Source organism: Nesterenkonia sp. AN1 (assembly GCF_000582475.1).
Lineage (GTDB): Bacteria > Actinomycetota > Actinomycetes > Actinomycetales > Micrococcaceae > Nesterenkonia > Nesterenkonia aurantiaca.
This window is the reverse complement of the sequence record NZ_JEMO01000009.1, coordinates 126,211-144,277: the sequence shown is the minus strand read 5'-3', so window position 1 is coordinate 144,277 and position 18,067 is coordinate 126,211. Positions and strand designations below refer to the sequence as shown.

At 66.4% G+C, this 18,067-nt stretch carries 18 protein-coding genes; 13 read left to right on the top strand and 5 right to left on the bottom strand.

Annotated features, from left to right (window positions below):
- Positions 1 to 281: 281 nt before the first annotated feature.
- On the bottom strand, positions 282 to 4,256 hold the full coding sequence (locus BG28_RS06555; protein WP_084479519.1) for an FtsK/SpoIIIE domain-containing protein: 3,975 nt from the start codon (positions 4,254 to 4,256) through the stop codon (positions 282 to 284).
- A gap of 255 nt (positions 4,257 to 4,511) precedes the next feature.
- Between BG28_RS06555 and BG28_RS06550 the strand changes: the two genes are divergently transcribed.
- The 12 genes from BG28_RS06550 (at position 4,512) to smpB (ending at position 14,879) form a co-directional block, all read left to right on the top strand.
- Positions 4,512 to 5,738, top strand: a complete 1,227-nt coding sequence (locus BG28_RS06550; protein WP_036475013.1) for a CpaF family protein — start codon at positions 4,512 to 4,514, stop codon at positions 5,736 to 5,738.
- Positions 5,735 to 6,595, top strand: coding sequence for a type II secretion system F family protein (locus BG28_RS06545; protein ID WP_036475010.1), 861 nt, complete (start codon positions 5,735 to 5,737; stop codon positions 6,593 to 6,595). The genes BG28_RS06550 and BG28_RS06545 overlap by 4 nt, the downstream gene beginning before the upstream one ends.
- Positions 6,592 to 7,536 carry a type II secretion system F family protein gene (locus BG28_RS06540; RefSeq protein WP_133726172.1) on the top strand — a complete coding sequence of 315 codons (945 nt, stop codon included), beginning with the start codon at positions 6,592 to 6,594 and terminating at the stop codon, positions 7,534 to 7,536. The genes BG28_RS06545 and BG28_RS06540 overlap by 4 nt, the downstream gene beginning before the upstream one ends.
- A gap of 66 nt (positions 7,537 to 7,602) precedes the next feature.
- Positions 7,603 to 7,797: a hypothetical protein gene (locus BG28_RS06535; protein WP_036475006.1), complete on the top strand. Its 195-nt coding sequence runs from the start codon at positions 7,603 to 7,605 to the stop codon at positions 7,795 to 7,797.
- A 28-nt stretch (positions 7,798 to 7,825) separates the two neighbouring features.
- A complete protein-coding gene (locus BG28_RS06530) occupies positions 7,826 to 8,206 on the top strand; it encodes a TadE/TadG family type IV pilus assembly protein (protein WP_036475146.1) in 381 nt (126 codons plus the stop codon).
- Positions 8,193 to 8,651: a hypothetical protein gene (locus tag BG28_RS06525; protein WP_133726173.1), complete on the top strand. Its 459-nt coding sequence runs from the start codon at positions 8,193 to 8,195 to the stop codon at positions 8,649 to 8,651. The genes BG28_RS06530 and BG28_RS06525 overlap by 14 nt, the downstream gene beginning before the upstream one ends.
- Before the next feature lies 1 nt (position 8,652).
- Positions 8,653 to 9,147, top strand: a complete 495-nt coding sequence (locus BG28_RS06520) for a pilus assembly protein TadG-related protein (RefSeq protein WP_133726174.1) — start codon at positions 8,653 to 8,655, stop codon at positions 9,145 to 9,147.
- 95 nt (positions 9,148 to 9,242) lie between these two features.
- Entirely contained in the window at positions 9,243 to 10,166 is a 924-nt protein-coding gene (locus tag BG28_RS06515) for a hypothetical protein (protein ID WP_036475003.1), read from the top strand.
- 109 nt (positions 10,167 to 10,275) lie between these two features.
- Positions 10,276 to 11,391: a peptide chain release factor 2 gene (prfB, locus tag BG28_RS06510; protein ID WP_036475000.1), complete on the top strand. Its 1,116-nt coding sequence runs from the start codon at positions 10,276 to 10,278 to the stop codon at positions 11,389 to 11,391.
- A gap of 3 nt (positions 11,392 to 11,394) precedes the next feature.
- A complete protein-coding gene (gene ftsE / locus BG28_RS16190) occupies positions 11,395 to 12,876 on the top strand; it encodes a cell division ATP-binding protein FtsE (protein WP_235181004.1) in 1,482 nt (493 codons plus the stop codon).
- Positions 12,877 to 13,388: 512 nt separating this feature from the next.
- On the top strand, positions 13,389 to 14,306 hold the full coding sequence (gene ftsX, locus BG28_RS06500) for a permease-like cell division protein FtsX (RefSeq protein ID WP_036474999.1): 918 nt from the start codon (positions 13,389 to 13,391) through the stop codon (positions 14,304 to 14,306).
- 69 nt (positions 14,307 to 14,375) lie between these two features.
- Positions 14,376 to 14,879: an SsrA-binding protein SmpB gene (gene smpB, locus BG28_RS06495; RefSeq protein WP_036474997.1), complete on the top strand. Its 504-nt coding sequence runs from the start codon at positions 14,376 to 14,378 to the stop codon at positions 14,877 to 14,879.
- A gap of 56 nt (positions 14,880 to 14,935) precedes the next feature.
- Here smpB and BG28_RS16185 read toward each other — a convergent pair whose 3' ends face one another.
- The 4 genes from BG28_RS16185 to BG28_RS15635 all read right to left on the bottom strand — a co-directional run bounded on the left by BG28_RS16185 (position 14,936) and on the right by BG28_RS15635 (position 17,517).
- Entirely contained in the window at positions 14,936 to 15,322 is a 387-nt protein-coding gene (locus tag BG28_RS16185; RefSeq protein WP_051501093.1) for a DUF6480 family protein, read from the bottom strand.
- Between the two features lie 41 nt (positions 15,323 to 15,363).
- Positions 15,364 to 16,506 (bottom strand): aldo/keto reductase, encoded by a 1,143-nt coding sequence (locus BG28_RS06485; protein WP_084479517.1) that lies wholly within the window; start codon positions 16,504 to 16,506, stop codon positions 15,364 to 15,366.
- A 373-nt stretch (positions 16,507 to 16,879) separates the two neighbouring features.
- A complete protein-coding gene (locus tag BG28_RS06480; protein WP_036474994.1) occupies positions 16,880 to 17,224 on the bottom strand; it encodes a hypothetical protein in 345 nt (114 codons plus the stop codon).
- Positions 17,221 to 17,517, bottom strand: a complete 297-nt coding sequence (locus BG28_RS15635; protein WP_161634808.1) for a hypothetical protein — start codon at positions 17,515 to 17,517, stop codon at positions 17,221 to 17,223. Before BG28_RS15635 ends, BG28_RS06480 begins: the two co-directional genes overlap by 4 nt.
- Before the next feature lie 133 nt (positions 17,518 to 17,650).
- Here BG28_RS15635 and BG28_RS06475 point away from each other — a divergent pair, with 133 nt between their 5' ends.
- The gene (locus BG28_RS06475) at positions 17,651 to 18,067 is read left to right on the top strand and encodes a hypothetical protein (protein ID WP_036474991.1); all 417 of its coding nucleotides are present in this window, start codon (positions 17,651 to 17,653) and stop codon (positions 18,065 to 18,067) included.

The following is an 18,067-nucleotide window of genomic DNA, read 5'->3' as shown; positions in this document are numbered from 1 at the left end:
ATAGCCGCACTACCTGCGCAAACGCTGAAAATGGCGCCTACCTCGGAGCCTGCTCGACGCCGGAGTCGAGCCGTGGGCGGGCCCGGCGTCGGATCCTTCGGCGGATTCTACGATCCGTCCCTACCGGCTGTCCCGCTTTGCCCCAAGGAGTTGGCCCATGCCGGAGCGGTCGTGGCGCTGCGGAAGGGCGTGGCACATCTGCCCCGCGCCGGTCATCCGCGGTGAGTCTGCGAATCCGGCTCGCCTACGCGCCAGGCAGATTCGCCCGGTTGGGGCGGACTTCAAGGCAGCCCCCGGTGCCGCCACCACTGAATGATCCGGGGCTTCTCGGAACCGATCCAGACTGCCCGACCTGGCGTGAGTCGGGTCAGGATCGGGATCGAGATCCCGAACGCGTCGCCCTGTGAGCGGCTCAGCGGGCTGAGCACGAAGTTCGCGGAGCCGGTTCGGGCCCGGTAGCCCCACGGGAGCTGGCGGAAGACATTCATGCTGGGCTGCGCCGTGGCCAGAACCCTCCCTCCCGATTCGAGCCACGCCTCGATGTTCCGATGCTGCTCGGGAGTGCACTGATCGGCGTCGTCGACCAGGAGCAGATCAGCGGCCTCGGCGTCGACGTCATCCTGATCGCCGGACGGAGAGAGCTCTGCGATCGTTAGACACCGGCGCTGGGCCGCCACCACGTGCAACGCGTTGGTCTTTCCGCTCCGCGACGTGCCGAGCAACAGTCCGACCTGCCAGGAGTGGTCCTCCAACCGGGCGTGCAAGTGGGTGAACTGGCTCAGACCCAGCACCAGCGCCCCCGAGTCCGGTTCCAGCGCCGGGAGATCCACCGATTCCGGCAAAGGATGCACCCTGAGCAAGGATCTGCTCACCGGTGGGATCACCTCGGTCGCTGAGCTCCCAGGTGGCTGTTCCAGCGTGCCGGTCACCAGCTGGAGGGTCAGCCCCGGGGCTGGCACGTCAGCGGTGATCAGAACTCCGCGGCCGGACAGTCGATCGGTCACCCGCAGCTTCGGCCAGAGATGCCGGACATCCTCAGAAGCGCCGTAGGGCAGGTAGATCCTGCGGGGGAGTCGCGAACCCAGCCTGCCCAGTGCGAGTTCGCGACCGCCCGCAATCACGACGCTGAGGCCGTAGCCCATGCCCTCGCTGATGAGCGCGCCCAGATCGTAGTCAAGATCCCCGCCACCCGCTGTCTGGGCCGACCCGTGCCACCGCGAGTGCCCAGTCAGGACGAGGACCAGCGGGAAGCGTTCCCGCGAGGGGTCGACTCGCCGTCCCACCACGAGCCGGTGCAGTTCGCTCACGAGATGGCCCGCCTCCTGCGGGTGATCCGTAGTGACCCAGGAACCTACTCGTGAGTGTGACCGGAACCCTTGAAGCGAATGGTCGCCATCCAGGAGGTAGATGTGGACCGGCTCTGGGCGCGCCAGGAGCTGGCGGACCAGTGACTCCACGCATGCGGTGCCGCCAGAACCTGCCTCGCCGAGCAGCGCTGTGCCCTCACCGGCATTCAGATCGAGGTGGAGCAGGCGTTGTGTCTGCTGAGCCGGGTCGTCGAGGAGACCCAAGAGGATCTCCTGGGCCGGAAGCGGCGCTCGCAGGAGCTCGGGCAGGGGTGGGAGCAGCGGAGTGTGCGGTCGCCGGACCTGCCTCCGACGGATATGCGCGTCCAGCGCCTCCACCAGCTGCCGGGTGGTCTCCCGCCAACCTGCCCCTGCCGGCCGGGGCGCCCGCTCAGGTCGCGCGGTGAGCTTCGCGGAGCGCTCGCGCAGCTGCACGGCGTGAAACGGCACCGGTGACTCTCCGGGGCGTTGGATGACGCCGCGCCCTGGCAGCCGCCGGGGGATGCGTGCCGGCTCAGTGGTTCCCACCAGTTCGCGCGCCTCGTCGTCGCTGCGCAGCCGCAGACAGATGATGGTCCCGATGTTGGCACGGATGTCTGCCGTGACCACTCCCTGTGGGCGTTGGGTGGTGAGGATCAGATGCAGGCCCAGGGAGCGACCAAGGGTAGCCAGGCGCAGGAGCTCGTCCATCGCCGCTGGAAGTTCCTGCGTGAAGATGCGGAACTCGTCGAAGACCACCAGAATGCGAGCCAAGGGTCGGTCAGGCCGGAAGCGGCGAAAATCTGCGTAGTCTGTGGCGCCGGACTCGAGGAACATCCGTTCCCGCCGGGTGAGTTCCGAACGGACGCCTTCCAGTGCGCGATCGGCCTGAGCCTGGGTGAGGTCTGTGACCAGACTCAAGGTGTGTTCCAGTCGCGCCAGGTGCTGGAAGCTGGACCCGCCCTTGAAGTCGAAGAGCAGGAAGTTCAGCTCGCTGGGGTCGTACCTTGACGCCCAGCCGAGCAACATCGACTTCAGCAGTTCGGACTTGCCGGCCCCCGTCGTTCCGGCGAGCAGGATATGCGGGCCGTCTTCCACCAGGTCCAACAACTCCTCGCCCGCGGCCCCGCGGCCCAACAGCGTCTCCAGCCGCAGGTGCGCGCTGCCGGCCATCAACGGTTCAGGCAACGCGGCGGTGCACTGTGTGGGGACTTCGGTCTCCGCAGCTGCCCCCGCGATCCTGGGCAGCCCCAGTCTGAGGTGGTCATGGAGCGTCCGTCGGGACAACCCATCAGGCACCAGCCCGGTCGCGACCCTCCGTGCAGCGCCTGCCTCGACCCGGTGGATCTGCCCCGACTCTAGGTCCACCTGCCAGCCGTCGGCAGTCGTTGGTGCGGGCGCCTGCTGTTCCGAGGGTCGACTCGTGGGTTCATGGGCCCGCGCGGGCAGGGCCGGGGAGATCACGTGCCACCCGGCGTCGAGTGCGGCCCGGGTATGTACCGGGTCAAGCTGCGTCGGACTGATCAGCACCGGTGCGGACTCCGCAGCGGGCCTGAGCTGTCGCCTGGTCAGCGTGGTGTGAAGGCTGTTCCGCGGCACCACGCTCACGTGGGTGTAGTCGCGCAGCTCAGCGACACAGAGGAGGTCCGCCGACTGGGCTCCGTCGATCTCGTCGGGACCTGTTGCGAGCACCACCTGGGGCGCGGTGCCGAAGTGGTGGGTCAGCTGGGCCAGAATCCATCGCAGGACGCTGAGCTGCTCTCGGGAGGGGCCCAAGAGCGCAGTGCATTCCGACCCGCGAAGCGTCAGGGCCGTTGCTGTGGAGACCGAGAGCTCGGGCAGATCGACCAACGCGTCGGCATCACCCGGGCCCTGCAGTTCAGCATCGATCCTCGCTTCGCCCACGGTCACCACGACGCCGCCGTCCTCAGCGCAGGTGAGCGAATTCCGTGGGTGGGACCGCGCTCGCAGTGCCCTGATGGCGGCTCCAGGAGGGGCCAGAAGATCTCGGCGCTGGCGGCCCCATTCGGAGGAGCCCGCCCGGACGGCACGGCGGAACCGGCGGCGGTGCCGGTGCGCCACCAGGAGTGTGACCACGGCGATGAGGGCGGAGGCGGCGCTGAACAGCAGGAAGATCCACATGCCGGTGACCAGTACCAGCACGATTCCCACGATCAGCGGCGCCAGGGACATCAGCAGCATCGTGCGGTGACGTGCGGAGGGGGCCTCTTGGCAGACATGCACGGGAGGCAGGGGCCAGATCCCCGGAGGCGCCGCGGGCGGCACGTCCTGGACGAGTTCCACGCGCGACCCGCCGACGCTGACCGGCACATCGGTCCGGAGTAGCTGCGGGACTGTCCCTGGGCGGGCCAGCATCACCTGATCTGCGCTGACCTTGATTGAAGCATGGCAGGGCTCCAGACGCGGGTCGTTGATCCGGATGTCTGCCGTGCCGCGGTGCTGCGTCCCTCGGCCAAGCATGTGGACTCCCCGCGGGATGCTCACCATCCGCCCGGAGTCCGGCCCGTTGCTGATACACAGCCGCAGCGGCGGTGATGCGGGGCCGGTTCGCCGCGTCGGCCGGAATTGAGCGTGCAGCACCACGACCATGCCCTGATGTATCGAAGCGGAGTCTGCGGCATGGTCCTCCAACGGTCGGTGGTCCAGGACTGCGACCCAGGAGCGGTCGACTGCAACGTCGGAGTCCGTTGTCCCGGGGAAACCAGCAGTCCTGATGCTGCGGACCCAGGAATGCAGCGCGTCATCGATCTGCGCCCCGCAGGGAGCGGTGGCTCCTTCGAGGAGGATCCGCAGTTCATGGGCGTGCGCGCCGGCCGCGGCAAGGCGCAACAGGTTCCACAGGGACTCAGGAACTGAGCCCGGAGCGTGCACGACCGTGCAGGCCAGAGTCATCGTTGGTGCCAGGCTCATGCGGTCTCCTCCTGGTCCTTAGGGTGCGCAGGGGTCTGAGCAGCGTCTGCAGGGTGCGCGCGAGACGCCCCCGCCCTGGGGTGTGGTGCATCGAGGCTATGCCAGGACGAATCAGCGTCCGGTGAGCGCCTGCCAGCTGTGGAAGACCTGTGATCACGACCTATTTTCCACAGGATGTGGACAATCACTGGTCACTCGCTGAGGAGCTGGCTATCGTGAGCTCACCACACTGGAATCAGGGATGAGGCCGAGCCTGTGGATGCTTTGACGATCGTTGAAGACGAGGTGCGGGAACAGATCCGGCACCGCGGGCTCGATCCTGCGGAAAATCCCACGGGCGTTCGGGAGCTGGTCGAGGCCGCCGTCGTCGAGTATGACCGTCGGTCGATGGTGACCGCGCTGCCACTCATCGGCCCGGTTCAACACGCGGTCAAACACCTCGTGGATGCCCTCGCCGGCTTCGGTGAGCTCCAGCCGCTTCTCGAGGACCCCTCGGTGGAGGAGATCTGGATCAACGGCCCAAGCTCAGTGTTCGTGGCTCGAGCGGGCCGGTCCGAACTCACCTCGTTGACTTTGAGTGAGTCGCGCATTCGCGACCTCGTGGAACGGATGCTCAAGAGTTCGGGTCGACGGCTCGATCTGTCCTCACCGTTTGTCGACGCGACCCTGCCGGACGGGTCCCGCCTGCACGTCGTGATCCCTGACATCACCCGGCGCCATTGGGCGGTCAATATCCGCAAGTTCATCGCACGAGCGCACACGCTCGAGGACCTGGTCCGCAGGGGGTCTCTGAGTGTGGAGGCTGGGGAGTTTCTGGGCGGGTGCGTAGACAGCGGATTGAACATCCTCGTGTCGGGCGCGACCCAGTCCGGCAAGACGACTCTGCTGAACTGTCTCTCGTCGGGAATCGGCCCGAGAGAGCGTGTCATCACGGTCGAGGAGATCTTCGAGCTTCAGCTGCCGCTGCGTGATGTGGTGGGCCTGCAGTGTCGACAGTCCAACCTCGAAGGCGAGGGGGCCATCCCTCTGCGCCGGCTGGTCAAAGAGGCGCTGCGCATGCGCCCGGACCGGCTCATCGTCGGCGAGGTCCGCGAGGCCGAAAGCCTCGACATGCTGATCGCTCTGAACTCTGGCTTGCCCGGAATGGCCACGGTGCATGCCAACAGCGCTCAAGACGCGGTCACCAAGATCTGCACCCTGCCGCTGCTGGCAGGCGAAAACATCTCACGCAGCTTCATACTCCCCACCGTCGCCTCCTGTCTCGACCTCGTGGTCCACTGCGTCCGGGACCGGGATGGCGGCCGCCATGTCGGGCAGATCCTTGCCGTGGGGAGCCGGGTCGAGGCGGACACCATCGAGACGACCATGCTCTTCGACGCCGTGGACGGCGAGCTCGCCGTCACAGACTCCGCGGTCTTCGACCTGCCCAAGCTCTCGCCCCAGCACCAGGCTCGATTCGCCAGGACGGTGATGCGGGCATGAGCCTGCTGCTCGGTCTGGGACTGGGATTCGGGCTGTTGCTGATCTATGCCTCGTTCTGGTCTCGACCGGCACGGGGGTCTGGCGGCCGACGCCCACGCCCGCGGAGGTTGCGCAAACTCCTCGATGAGGCCGGTCATCCCAAGATTCCTGTCACGGGGCTGCTCACCGCCGTGCTGGTCTGCGCCGTCGCCGCGTTCCTGGTGGTCCTGGTGCTCACGGCGGCGATTCCGGTGGGGCTGTGCTTCGCCCTCTTCGCTGGCATGGTGCCGGTGCTGGCGCTGCGCTGGCAGGCAGAGAAGCGTCGAGCGCTGCTGCGCAACAACTGGCCGGATGCCGTGGATCACCTGCGCTCGGCTGTCAGGTCGGGGATGTCGCTGCCGGAGGGGCTGATCCAACTCGGCATCTCCGGACCGGAGCCGCTTCGGGAGCCGTTCGTGGAGTTCGCCAAGGACTACCGAGCGGGGCAGACCTTGGACGCCGCGCTCGAGCGGCTGAAGCTGCGCCTCGCCGATCCGGTGGGTGACCGAATCGTGGCGGCCCTGCTGATCACTCGCGAAGTGGGCGGCTCCGATCTGGGGCGACTGCTCAGCACCTTGGCGGAGTTTCTCAGAGAGAACGCCAGGACGCGCGGCGAGCTGGAGGCTCGGCAGTCGTGGACGGTCAACGCCGCCAAGCTTGCTGTCGCCGCCCCCTGGATCGTGGTGCTGCTGCTTTCCCTGCAGCGGGAGGCCGCCGAGGCCTATCGCGGTGCCACCGGGATGTTCGTCCTCGGGGCCGGTCTCATCGTCTCCCTGGTCTGTTATCGGCTCATGCTGCGGATCGGCGCTCTGCCACGGGAAGTCCGGGTGCTCGCGTGAATGAGGCGATCATGGGCTGGACGCTCATCTGCGGCCTCTTCCTGGGGGTTGGCCTGGTCGCGGTCCTGCGAGCCCTGCCCGTGTACAACCGGCCCGGCTTCGAGGCCCGGGTGGCGCCATACCTGCGGTCCACCGACTCACGGTTCGCACTCTCGGACCCTGGTTCGGAGCCCATCCCGACCCTGGGTGTGATGGCGAGGATCCTCGCCCCGGTGGTTCGCCAGGCGGTGCGACAGCTTGATCGGTTCAGCCTCGACACCCAGGAGCTGAGTCACCGGCTCGGGCAGGCGAACTCGAGGCTCGCAGCCAACGACTATCGTCTTCAGCAGCTCGGCCTCGGGGTGCTCGGTGCCCTGCTGGGAAGCGTGCTGAGTCTTGTGGGCGTCTGGGCCGGACGCGTCAATGGTCTCATCGCGGTGGTCATCGTGCTCGGCCTCGCAGCACTGGGCGTGGCGCTGCGCGACAACCTGCTCACCGGTCAGATCCGGCGCCGGCAGGCGCGCATGCTGACGGAGTTTCCGACCATCGCAGAGATGATCGCGCTGGCGGTCAGCGCCGGGGAGGGTGCTCCCGGAGCGTTCTCCCGAGTGGGCCGCCTTGCCCACGGAGAGCTCGCCCTCGAGCTGACCAGAGTCCTGCATCAGACCCAGTCCGGCACCAGCTTCTCGACAGCATTGAAGCAGATGTCCACGCGGGTGGGCTCGGCGCCGATCTCCCGGTTCCTCGAGGGGATCATCGTGGCGATGGAACGCGGTACCCCTTTGGCCGAGGTCATGCACGCCCAGGCCCAGGACGTCCGAGAACTGGCTCGGCGCGAGCTCATGGAGACTGCCGGCAAGAAGGAGATCGGCATGCTGGTGCCGCTGGTCTTCGGCGTGCTGCCGCTGACGGTGCTCTTCGCTATCTACCCGGGCCTGTCGCTGCTGGAGATCGGCATCTGATCCATCGCCCACCGCTGAACCTCAGACCTGCACCACACCACTGCACCAACGGAGAAGGGGAAGAACATGTTGCACACGGAGAAGCCGATTCACCAGGCGGCCTGCGCCGCGGTCAGTCTCCACGAGGAGGATCGTGGCGACGTGCCCGGCTGGGTGATGATCACGCTGATGAGCGCGGTCCTGGTGGCCGGACTGCTCGCAATCGCGCAGCCAGCCCTGCAGGGACTGTTCAACGATGCGATCAACCAGGTCTCGCGCTAAACGCTGCGGGGTCTGCGGATCTGCGCGAATCCGACGGGCGGGGGAGGACCGGGGTGCCGCCACCGCAGAGTTCGCGATGGTCTCTGCCCTCCTCGTGCTGCTGAGCTTCGCGATCCTCCAGCTGACGCTTATGGTCCATGTGCGCAACACCCTGATCGACGCCGCGTCCACCGGAGCTCGTTTTGGTGTGCTCGAGGACCGCACCGCCAGCGACGGGGCGCAGCGCACTCGTGCCCTGATCGAGTCCTCGATCTCCGCGCGCTACGCCGAGGCGGTGGACTATGAGTATCTGGCCCAGGCGGAGGGGCAGACCCTGAGGATCACCGTCCGGGCCCAGGTCCCGGTGCTCGGTCTCCTCCCCGGGGTCGGCAGCCTCGAGGTGACGGGCAGCGCCTATGACTTCTCGTGAGCGGCTGACCCGGCGCTGGAGGCAGGGCCAGGAGGAGTCAGGTTCTGCGCTGGTGGAATTCATCATGCTCGCAGTGCTGGTGCTCATCCCGGTGGTCTACTTCATCCTGGGGGTCGCAGCGGTCCAGGCCGCCGCCTACGCCAGTCTGGGAGCTTCGGACCAGGCCGCCCGGATGTACGTCCTCGGCGGCGAGGACGTGGCAGCGGGTGAGCGCAGCGCGCGCAGCCAGGCCGCGGCCTCCGCGGCGCTCGCGGATTTCGGGCTCAGCGCGGATCAGGCGGAGATCACCATGTCCTGCCCCAACGGCGGATGCGATGATGACGGCGACGTCGTCGCGTTCACCGTTGAGGTGCGCGTCCCGGTGCCGCTGATCCCGGAGCTGGGCAGCTGGCGGTCCACCCTGGTCACGGTCACCTCCACCTCGGCCCAGGTGCAGGCGGGCTGAGATGCGCCGAAGACCCCGGGACGGTGGAGCTGCGTCGTCGAAGAGACGGGTGGTCGCCGCGCAGATGCGCCAGATGCGGACCGAAGACTCGGGACAGTCCAGCATCCTGATCCTGGGGATGCTGCTGGTGGTGCTGCTGCTCGTTGCGGTGATGGCCGGTGCCACCGCGGTGAACCTGGAGGCGCGCAAGCTGCTCTCCGCCGCCGACGGTGCCGCCTCGGCGGCTGCGCAGTCGGCGGAACAAGGCGCCTCGAGCCCATCGCCGCAGGTCAGCAGCGATCAGGTGCGCGCCCAGGCGCAGAACTACCTCACCGTCTCCGGGGCCCACGGTCGCTTCAGTGACCTCGCCGTCTCGCAGGCCTGGGTCACGGATGCGGGGGAGACCGCGCACGTGGAGCTGGTCGCCGTCGTCGACCTGCCGGTGGTCTCGGCGATCCTGCCCGCTCGAGTGCCGATCAGCGTGGAGTCCCATGCCCGGGTGAGCCTGAACCGGTGAGTCTCGACCGCTGAGCGACGTGGCCTTCCCGCACGGTCGCCGACGGGCGAGGATGAACTTCCCTGAGGAGTTCACTCCGAGCAAGGACCGTTGCCATGAGCGCCACCTTGACCGAGCGGTATGTCAGCGCCGCCACCCGGCACGTCCCAACTAAGGAGCGGGCGGATGCCCGCGAGAAGCTGGAGACCTCAATCGCCGGCTCGGTCGCGACCCGAATCTCACGAGGCGAGGACCCCGCCGCGGCAGAGCGTGCCGCGCTGATCGATCTCGGTGACCCGGCCGTGCTGGCCGCCGGCTACGCGCGCACGACCCTGCACCTGATCGGGCCGCGCTACTACCTCACCTGGCGGCGCCTGCTCAGCACGCTGCTCAGCTTCGTGCCGATCCTCGCGGCCGGCGGCGTCGCGCTGGGACAGACCATCGAGGGCGCCGCGGTCGGGGAGATCCTCGGTTCCTCGATCTCCGTGGGATTCTCCGTGGTCCTGCACCTCTGTTTCTGGGTGACCCTGGTGTTCTTCATCCTGGAACGCGCCGGAGTCGAGATCGACGCCGGCTGGAACCCCGAGGAGCTTCCCGCCGTGGGAGCAGAGGGCTCGAGATCCGAGCTGATCGGAAGCCTGGTGGTCCTCGGGCTGGCCGGCGGCGCTGTGCTGTGGGACCGGCTCCGCGGCTTCGCCCAGGTCGACGGCGAGCCAGTGCCGATCCTGAACACCGGCCTCTGGCCGTGGCTGCTGGCACTGCTCGGTCTGCACGCGGTATTTTCCCTGGCCCTGTACCGGCGGGGCCGGTGGGACACCCGACTGGCGGTCATCAACACGGTGCTCGCGCTGGTGTTCGTGAGTCTGATCCTGACGCTGCTGGCCCGCGACGCTCTGGTGAGTGCGGAGTTCCTCGAGTCCGGGGTGCTCGAGGCCGAGACGCTGCGCATCCTGGGGATCCTGCTCGGGTTCGCGGTGGTCGGACTCTGGGGGTGGTCGATTCTGGAGGGATGGCTTAAGTCTCGGCGCGACCCCGGGTGAACATCCAGCCCGCGTGCGCACCGGCCGGGAGCCAGCGATCCGCGTCGTGCCCCCTGCCCGGGTGAGTCTCGACCGGTGAAGCCCAAGACGGCGGTACTGTAGTGCTGTTATGGCTGAGACTGATTTCCCCACCGCACTTCGTGACCTGCGCAATACACTGCGCCGCATCACGGAGGTCACCGACGTTGAAAAGCTCAAGGCGCAGGTCGTCGAGCTCAGTGATATGGCCGTCGCGCCTGACCTCTGGGACGACCAGGCCAACGCGCAGAAGGTCACCTCCCAGCTCAGTCACCGGCAGACCGAGCTGGAGCGCCTGGAGCGGCTCGAGACCCGGATCGACGACGTCGAGATGATGGTCGAGATGGCCAAGGAGGAGGGCGACGACGAGGTCCTCGACGAAGCCGTCCGCGAGGTCGCCTCGATCCACAAGGCGCTGGAGTCCCTGGAGATCACCACCCTGCTCTCCGGGGAGTACGACGAGTACGACGCCGTGATGACCATCCGCTCCGGCGCCGGCGGCGTGGACGCCGCGGACTTCGCCGAGATGCTGCTGCGGATGTACACCCGCTGGGCCGAACGCCGCGGCTGGAACGTCAAGGTGCTCGACACCTCCTACGCCGAAGAGGCCGGGCTGAAGTCCGCGACCATCGAGATCAACGCTCCCTACGCCTTCGGCACGCTTTCCGTCGAGGCTGGCACGCACCGACTGGTGCGGATCAGCCCCTTCGACAACCAGGGCCGCCGGCAGACCTCCTTCGCCGCGGTCGAGATCATCCCGCTGCTTGAAGGCACCGAGAGCATCGACATCGACGAGAACGACCTGAAGATCGACGTCTTCCGCTCCTCAGGGCCGGGTGGTCAGTCGGTGAACACCACCGACTCGGCCGTGCGCATCACCCACCTGCCCACCGGCACCGTGGTCTCGATGCAGAACGAGAAGTCCCAGATCCAGAACCGCGCCGCCGCGATGCGGGTGCTGCAGTCCCGTCTGCTGGTGCTGAAGAAGGCCGAGGAATCCGCTGAGAAGAAGGCGCTCGCCGGAGACATCAAGGCCTCCTGGGGCGACCAGATCCGCTCCTACGTGTTGCACCCGTACCAGATGGTCAAGGACCTGCGCACCGAGCACGAGGTCGGAAACACCCAGGCGGTGCTCGACGGCGACATCGACGGCTTCATCGACACCGGCATCCGCTGGCGCAACGAGACCGCGGCCGAGGACGACTGATACATGATCCGATTCGAACAGGTCACCCGTCGCTACGAGGCAGGCGGGCGGCCCGCGCTCGATGACGTCACCGTGGAGTTCTACCGCGAAGACTTCGCCTTCCTGATCGGCGCCTCCGGCTCCGGCAAATCCACCCTGCTGCGGATGATCCTGCGCGAAGGCCTGCCCCAGCGCGGCAAGGTCACCGTGGCCGGACAGAACCTCGGGCTGATGCTGGACCGCCGGGTCCCGGATTTCCGGCGCAGCATCGGCATGGTCTTCCAGGACTTCCGGCTGCTGCCGGACAAGACCGTGTTCGACAATGTCGCCTTCGCGATGCGAGTCCTGGGCGCCAAGCGCAGCGTGATCCGCAAACGGGTCACCAAGGTCCTCGAGAAGGTCGACCTTGCCCATCTGGCCAAGCGGTATCCGCACGAGATCTCCGGCGGTGAGCAGCAGCGCGCCGCCATCGCCCGCGCCATCGTCAACGACCCGGCGATCCTGCTGGCCGACGAGCCCACGGGCAACCTCGATCCGCGCGCCTCCGCCGAGGTCATGAAGGTGCTGCGCTGGATCAACGCCTCCGGCACCACCGTCATCATGGCCACACACGACCGAGCGATCGTGGATCAGGCCGAGAGCCGGGTGGTGCAGCTGCACCATGGCCGCGTGGTCCGCGACGAGCCCCACGGCTCCTATGACGCCCCCGAGGGCTCCGAGGCCTGGGACGTGCTGGCCCGGGAAGAGGGCGAATCGGGACTGCGCGCCCATGATCCGGCCCCGGCCAAGACCGGGATGCTCCCCGTCACGGGCAGCAACGACGCACACCAGACGTCGGAGGACCAGACTCAGGAGCACCAGGCTCCGGAGCACCACACCTGGGAGCCCGACACCGAGGACCACGAGTTCGTGGAGTCCCGTGATGACGCGATCGATCACGTCGGTGATCACCCTCAGGACCAGGTGATGGCCCCCGGTGAAGACCCATCGGTCCTGGCCTACGACGAGGACCCGGTGCTCCGGGAGACCGCCCCGGTGGATCCCACCGAGGAGCTCGCCGCGCTGGATCTCGACGAGGAGGTTCACCACGAGGAGCCGGTCGGGGAGCATCCCTCCGAGCACGAGCACGAGCACGAGCACGAGCACGACTTCGCCGACGAGGACCCCGCACCTGCCGAAGAGGCCGGTCTTCAGGTCACCTGGCCGCAGCACCTGCGCGACGACGCTCACGTCCACGACGTCCCCGAGCTCCACGGAGACTTCAACGGCACCGAGATGCCCGACCTTGAACAGGACGGCTATGCCGAGATCGAGGACGGACCAGGGGGCGTGCCCGAGTACGAACTCGCGGCTGAACCCGCGTATGAGACCGAGCATGAAATGGCGGACGAGACCCCGAGCTATCATCACATCGAGCCCGAGCCCGAGCCCGACCGAGGAACTGCCGACCGGGGAGTTCCCCGCCGCGACCGAGCCGAGCGCCACTCCGTTCACCGCACCGGATGAGTCGCAGTCGGCACCGCAGACGCCGGCGACTCCGAGGTTCGACGGCGATGCACCGGCCCCGGTGGCCCCCGGGCCCGCTCAGCCGGCCCGCCCACGGCTGTCCTGGCTTGCGCATGCGACGAGGACGCCGGGCCGCAAGCTGCCGCACAGCAGCCCGCCCGGCCGGCCTTCACGCTCGACCCCCCGACGCCGGAGCCCTTCACGCAGCAGACGTCTCGCCCGGAGCACGTGACATTGCCCGAGGAGGCCCTCACACCAGGGCCCGAGCTCGAGGAAATTGCAGAGCCACAGCCCGAGCCAGCTCCTGAGTCAGCTCCCGAGTCAGAGATCGAGCCTGGGCCCGAGGTCGAAACTGAACCGCAGCTCCCGTCCGAGCCTGAGGAACCCCGCCCGGTGCCCCAGCCGAAGTCCTCGGCATCACAGTCCACCTACACCGATGCGCGCCGGACCGCCGAACATCTGGGTCTGGCTCGCTCACGCCGATCGATCATGCGCCGCCTGAGGAGAGACCGATGAACCGCCTCCTCTACATGCTCGGCGAGACCTTCAGCTCGCTGCGTCGCAACGTCGCCATGGTCGCCTCCGTCATCCTGGTCACCTTCATCTCGTTGACCTTCGTGGGATCCGCCGCGCTGATGCAGACCCAGGTCAACCAGATGACCGACGACTTCTACGATCGCCTGGAGCTCTCGGTGTTCCTGTGCACCGAGAACTCCCCGCAGTCCTCCTGTCCCACCGGAGCGGTGAGCGCAGATCAGCGCGATTCTCTGGAGCACACCCTCTCCGACGGCGCGGCCAGCCAGTATGTGGCCAGTTACCGCCACGAGACCCAGCAAGAGGCCCTGGATGACTTCCTGGACACCCGCGGGGAGAACTCACGCACCGCGTCGCTGACCGCTACCGACATGCCGGAGTCCTACCGGGTGCTGCTCCACGAGCCCGAGGAGTTCCCGGTGGTCACCGAGCTGTTCGGCTCCGCCCCCGGGGTGGAGACCGTGGCAGATCAGCAAGAGGTGCTCGATCAGATCTTCGGCATCCTCAACGGACTCACCATGGTCGCGCTGATCATCGCCGGGGTGATGATCGTCTGCGCGCTGCTGCTGGTGGCCACCACGATCCGGCTCTCCGCCTTCAGCCGGCGTCGTGAGACTGGAATCATGCGGCTGGTCGGCGCCTCCAAATCGATGATCCGGATGCCGTTCGTCTTCGAAGGCGTGATCGCTGCCCTGATCGGTGGTGTGCTCGCTTGCGCGGCCACCTGGGTGGTCGCGGAGTTCGTCATGGGACAGTGGATGGCCCGTCAGGTCCCAAGCATCCATTTCATCGACTCTGCCGAGGCCTGGATCATCATGCCGGGGCTCTTGGCGATCGCTGTGGTCCTGGCGATCATCGCCTCCTGGGTCACGGTGCGCCGATACCTGCGTGTATGATCGAAGGTCGGCTCTTCTGGCCACTGCAGAAGACCGCCGAGATCAGCGACCCAGCGCGGAGGTGACACGGTGGCGAAGAAGAAGGGCGCGAAGAAACAGCGCGATCCCAACAACAGCGTCGTGGCCACGAACCGCCGTGCCCGGCACGACTACCAGATCCTCGACAAGTACGAGGCCGGAATGGTGCTCACCGGCACCGAGGTGAAGTCGCTGCGCGAGGGCACCGCGAACCTGACCGACGGCTTCGGCGGCTTCTCCAGCGGTGGGGAGCTCTGGCTCGAGCAGGTCACCATTCCCGAGTACCTCAACGGCACTTGGACCAATCACTCAGCGCGCCGCAAGCGCAAGCTGCTGCTGCACCAGAAGGAACTGGTGAAGATCTCCCGCCAGATCGAGGACCCGGGCCTGACCATCGTCCCGCTCTCGCTCTACTTCAAGGACGGCAAGGCCAAGGTCGAGATCGGCGTCGCCCGCGGCAAGCGGGAGTTCGACAAGCGGCACACCCTGAAAGAGAAGCAGGACAACCGCGAGGCCCAGCGCGCCATGCGCTACCGGAACCTGCGGTCGTCCTGATCCTCATCGCCACCGAATCCTCGGTGTGCTGAGTCGCTGCCGCGCTATTCTGCTGCTCAGTCGAGCAGCCCGGCGATGTACCCCACGAAGATCAGCAGCACCACCACGACGATCGCGATGATCGCCCCGGTCATCACCAGGTTGGACTTCGGCGGCTTCGTCGGGGACGCCTGCTTGGGCGAAGCCGTGGCGGAGTTCGAATCAGGGGGCGTATCGCCAGGCTGTACGCCGCCGCCAGACTCCAGGCCGGGCGTCTCGTTCGGTTCGGGATCCAACCCTGGGTTGCGGGCAACCTCATCGCGGTGATGCTCACCGTGGGTGCTCTGGTTCCCGCCGTCGCGCTGGTGCGGCGGAGTGTCCAGCGGCTGGCCGCCGTTGACCTCGGTGTGGGCACCTTCGTTGGGCTGCTTTGCCTCGCCGGGCCGGTTCTGTTCGGTCGTCATCTGAAACCTCAATCTTTCGTAGTGTTCTGTCTCCACCATAGTCAGAAGACCATTAGGTCCTGTCCGTGTGAGCTGGACGTCAGCTGACTACTCGCCGATCCGCGCGGCGATCTCCCGCTTGGTGGTCGCCATGATCGACCGGTCGCGGCGCTCATGCGTTCGCTGGCCATATCTGCCTGGTGCCAGAACGGGTAGGCCAGGGCTGGCCGGCCGGCGTCGTCGATGGCCTGGGCATCCTCCGTGTCCAGGGCGACCTCAAAGGTGCCGAGCAGGTCGTTCCACTGCTCGAGGCTGCGCGCACCCACGGCCAGGTTGGTCACTCCGGGGCGCTGCAGCAGCCAGGCGAGCAGGACCTGGGGGATCGTGGCGTTCTTGCGCTGAGCCACCCCTTCAAGGACGTCGACCACGTGGTAGAGCTTCTCCCAGTCCGCGACGCGCATCTCGGAGCCATCGCCGTCGACCATCCGGGCCCCCGACTCGGGGCGCTGATCCCGGCGATACTTGCCGCTGAGCAGGCCCATCCCCATCGGGCTCCACACCTGGGTGCCGATGCCCTGATCGATCCCAGCGGGGATCATCTCGTATTCGGCCTCTCGGGAGTACGGCGAGTAGTGGATCTGCTGGACCACCGGCTTGATGAAGCCGTTGACCTCACAGACCTTCAAGGCCTTCATCAGCTGCCAGGCGGTGTAGTTCGAGACCCCGTAGTACCGGATCTTGCCAGCGCGGACCAGTCCGTCCATGGTCTGCAGCGTCTCTTCCAGCGGAGTCTCCCCGTCCCAGTGGTGGAGATAGAACAGGTCGACGTGATCACGGCCCAGTCGTTGCAGCGACTTCTCCAGCTCGTTGAGCAGGTGCCAGCGCGAGGCGCCGCCGTCGTTGGGGCCGTCTCCGATCACCATCCGGGCCTTGGTGGTGATCAGGAAATCGTCGTAGCGGCCGCTGCGCGCCAGGGTTTCACCCAGCACCTCCTCAGAGACGCCGCCCGAGTAGAGGTTCGCGGTGTCCAGCAGGTTGATCCCCGCCTCGAGGGAGCGATCCAGCAGTACAGCGGCCTCGTCGGGGCCGAGGTTTCCCATATGGCTCATGCCGTTGTCCCCACCGAAGGGCAGGGTGCCCAGCGCGAGCGGGGAGACTCGGAGGCCGCAGGTGGGGGAGAGGGGGCGGTAGAAGGGGGTGCTCATCGGGCTCCTTCGCAGAAAGACGGACCTGCCGGATACTACTCCGACTTCCCGAGGGCAGGCCGAGCAAGGCACTCTCGCGGAGTCCCTGGAGCTGGGGCGATCCTGACGCGATGGCCGATCCTGATCTGGCGCGGCGCGTCGGCCACCCTGGCCGGCACTGCTGGGCAGGCGTGCGGTTCAAGCCACGAGCACGTGGTGAGCATCGCCCGAGCCGGATCCGCGCAAGGGCACAAAAATGCCCGAGCAGGCTGAGCCTGCTCGGGCAATCTGTGGAGACGGCGGGAATGTGGCCCTAACCGTGTCTGACATGCGGTAATACGTGAATGCAAGTGATTCTTGCTAGCTCATGCACTCTACGTGCATTAAGCCTCACTCACTCACTGACGAACAGCACGGACTCGCGCATCAGCTCGAAATCTAGGTCGGTGAACTCGACGTTGATGTCTGCCGGGTCGTTCACTCCGAACCCTTCTTGCCAAGTTGTGGACTGGCCATCAGTGACGGTGGTCGTGCTGGTGCCTCCGAGTCCTGAGTCAGAGTCGAAAACACTGTCGCCCTCCGCCCCTCCGGAGCTAGCTGTGACGTACGCCATGCTTGGGTCATAGTCTTCGCCCGAGTTGTTCTCGATGGTCACATCGAACATGACGTGCTGCTCGAACTCTTCGCCGCCGAAGGCGTACTCGCCGGGGGTGAATGCTTCGGGTTCGCTGATGGTCACAGCCAGGCCGTCACTGTAGGTGTAGGTGTCGCCGAATGTCGGGCGTCAGAAGAAGTCTCGACCTCTTCTTCTACCTCTTCAGCCTCTTCTTCTGCTTCCTCATCTTCTTCTGCAAGCTGTTCGTTCTCTTCTTCGACTTCTTCAGCTTCCTGAGTTTCCTCAGTTTCCTCGACTTCTTCGGTCGAGTCGTCGTCGTTTGAAGTGACCTCACCGGATGTAGTGTCCTCACACGCGGTGAGTCCGAACAGTGCAACGAGGGCAATACCAATGGGTGCAAGGGCTTTGTTTGTCATGTTACTAAGCTACCCGAACCTGACCATTTGCCCTATAGAAGCCGGGTATAACCTTTGTGTTACAGCTATCTTCCGCGTAGACGGCAGGTCGGATTTCCTTGTGCGTATCCCCTAAGCGGGATATACAGATGCAATGACACAGGACAACGACGATCAGCCCGACTGGTTCGACGATTCAAAAAGTTACGAGGAGCTGCGTATCGCAAAAAAGCAGTCCAGGAAGAGGGAGCTTGATCTAGAAAACGCCCTAGTCGAACTTCAAGACCTGTCGCCGTCCAGCCTGGAATCGATCTATGACGTGTTGGACCAGCACGAAGCCCTGCATGTTCACTGGCTGAGGTGCGTCGAGAACGTCGAGTACTGGAAGAACGACGAAGTGGAGCTTCGCGAGAGGCATCATCCGGACATGACCACCGAAGAAAAGTCCCAGTGGAACAAGGTGTATGTCCAGTTCGAGGAAGCTCTACAGCGAGTCGATAAGTACCAAACACTCTTGGTCCAGAAAAGTGATGCACTCAAGGCGCGCAGGGATCAGCTCCACCGCCGTTAG

Excerpts from the sequence above, each read along its gene's own strand:
- BG28_RS06555 (WP_084479519.1), bottom strand. The coding sequence starts at position 4,256 with ATGAGCCTGGCACCAACGATGACTCTGGCCTGCACGGTCGTGCACGCT.
- BG28_RS06545 (WP_036475010.1), top strand. The coding sequence starts at position 5,735 with ATGAGCCTGCTGCTCGGTCTGGGACTGGGATTCGGGCTGTTGCTGATC.
- BG28_RS06535 (WP_036475006.1), top strand. The coding sequence starts at position 7,603 with ATGTTGCACACGGAGAAGCCGATTCACCAGGCGGCCTGCGCCGCGGTC.
- BG28_RS06525 (WP_133726173.1), top strand. The coding sequence starts at position 8,193 with ATGACTTCTCGTGAGCGGCTGACCCGGCGCTGGAGGCAGGGCCAGGAG.
- BG28_RS06520 (WP_133726174.1), top strand. The coding sequence starts at position 8,653 with ATGCGCCGAAGACCCCGGGACGGTGGAGCTGCGTCGTCGAAGAGACGG.
- BG28_RS06515 (WP_036475003.1), top strand. The coding sequence starts at position 9,243 with ATGAGCGCCACCTTGACCGAGCGGTATGTCAGCGCCGCCACCCGGCAC.
- prfB (WP_036475000.1), top strand. The coding sequence starts at position 10,276 with ATGGCTGAGACTGATTTCCCCACCGCACTTCGTGACCTGCGCAATACA.
- ftsE (WP_235181004.1), top strand. The coding sequence starts at position 11,395 with ATGATCCGATTCGAACAGGTCACCCGTCGCTACGAGGCAGGCGGGCGG.
- ftsX (WP_036474999.1), top strand. The coding sequence starts at position 13,389 with ATGAACCGCCTCCTCTACATGCTCGGCGAGACCTTCAGCTCGCTGCGT.
- BG28_RS16185 (WP_051501093.1), bottom strand. The coding sequence starts at position 15,322 with ATGACGACCGAACAGAACCGGCCCGGCGAGGCAAAGCAGCCCAACGAA.
- BG28_RS06485 (WP_084479517.1), bottom strand. The coding sequence starts at position 16,506 with ATGAGCACCCCCTTCTACCGCCCCCTCTCCCCCACCTGCGGCCTCCGA.
- BG28_RS15635 (WP_161634808.1), bottom strand. The coding sequence starts at position 17,517 with ATGACAAACAAAGCCCTTGCACCCATTGGTATTGCCCTCGTTGCACTG.
- BG28_RS06475 (WP_036474991.1), top strand. The coding sequence starts at position 17,651 with ATGACACAGGACAACGACGATCAGCCCGACTGGTTCGACGATTCAAAA.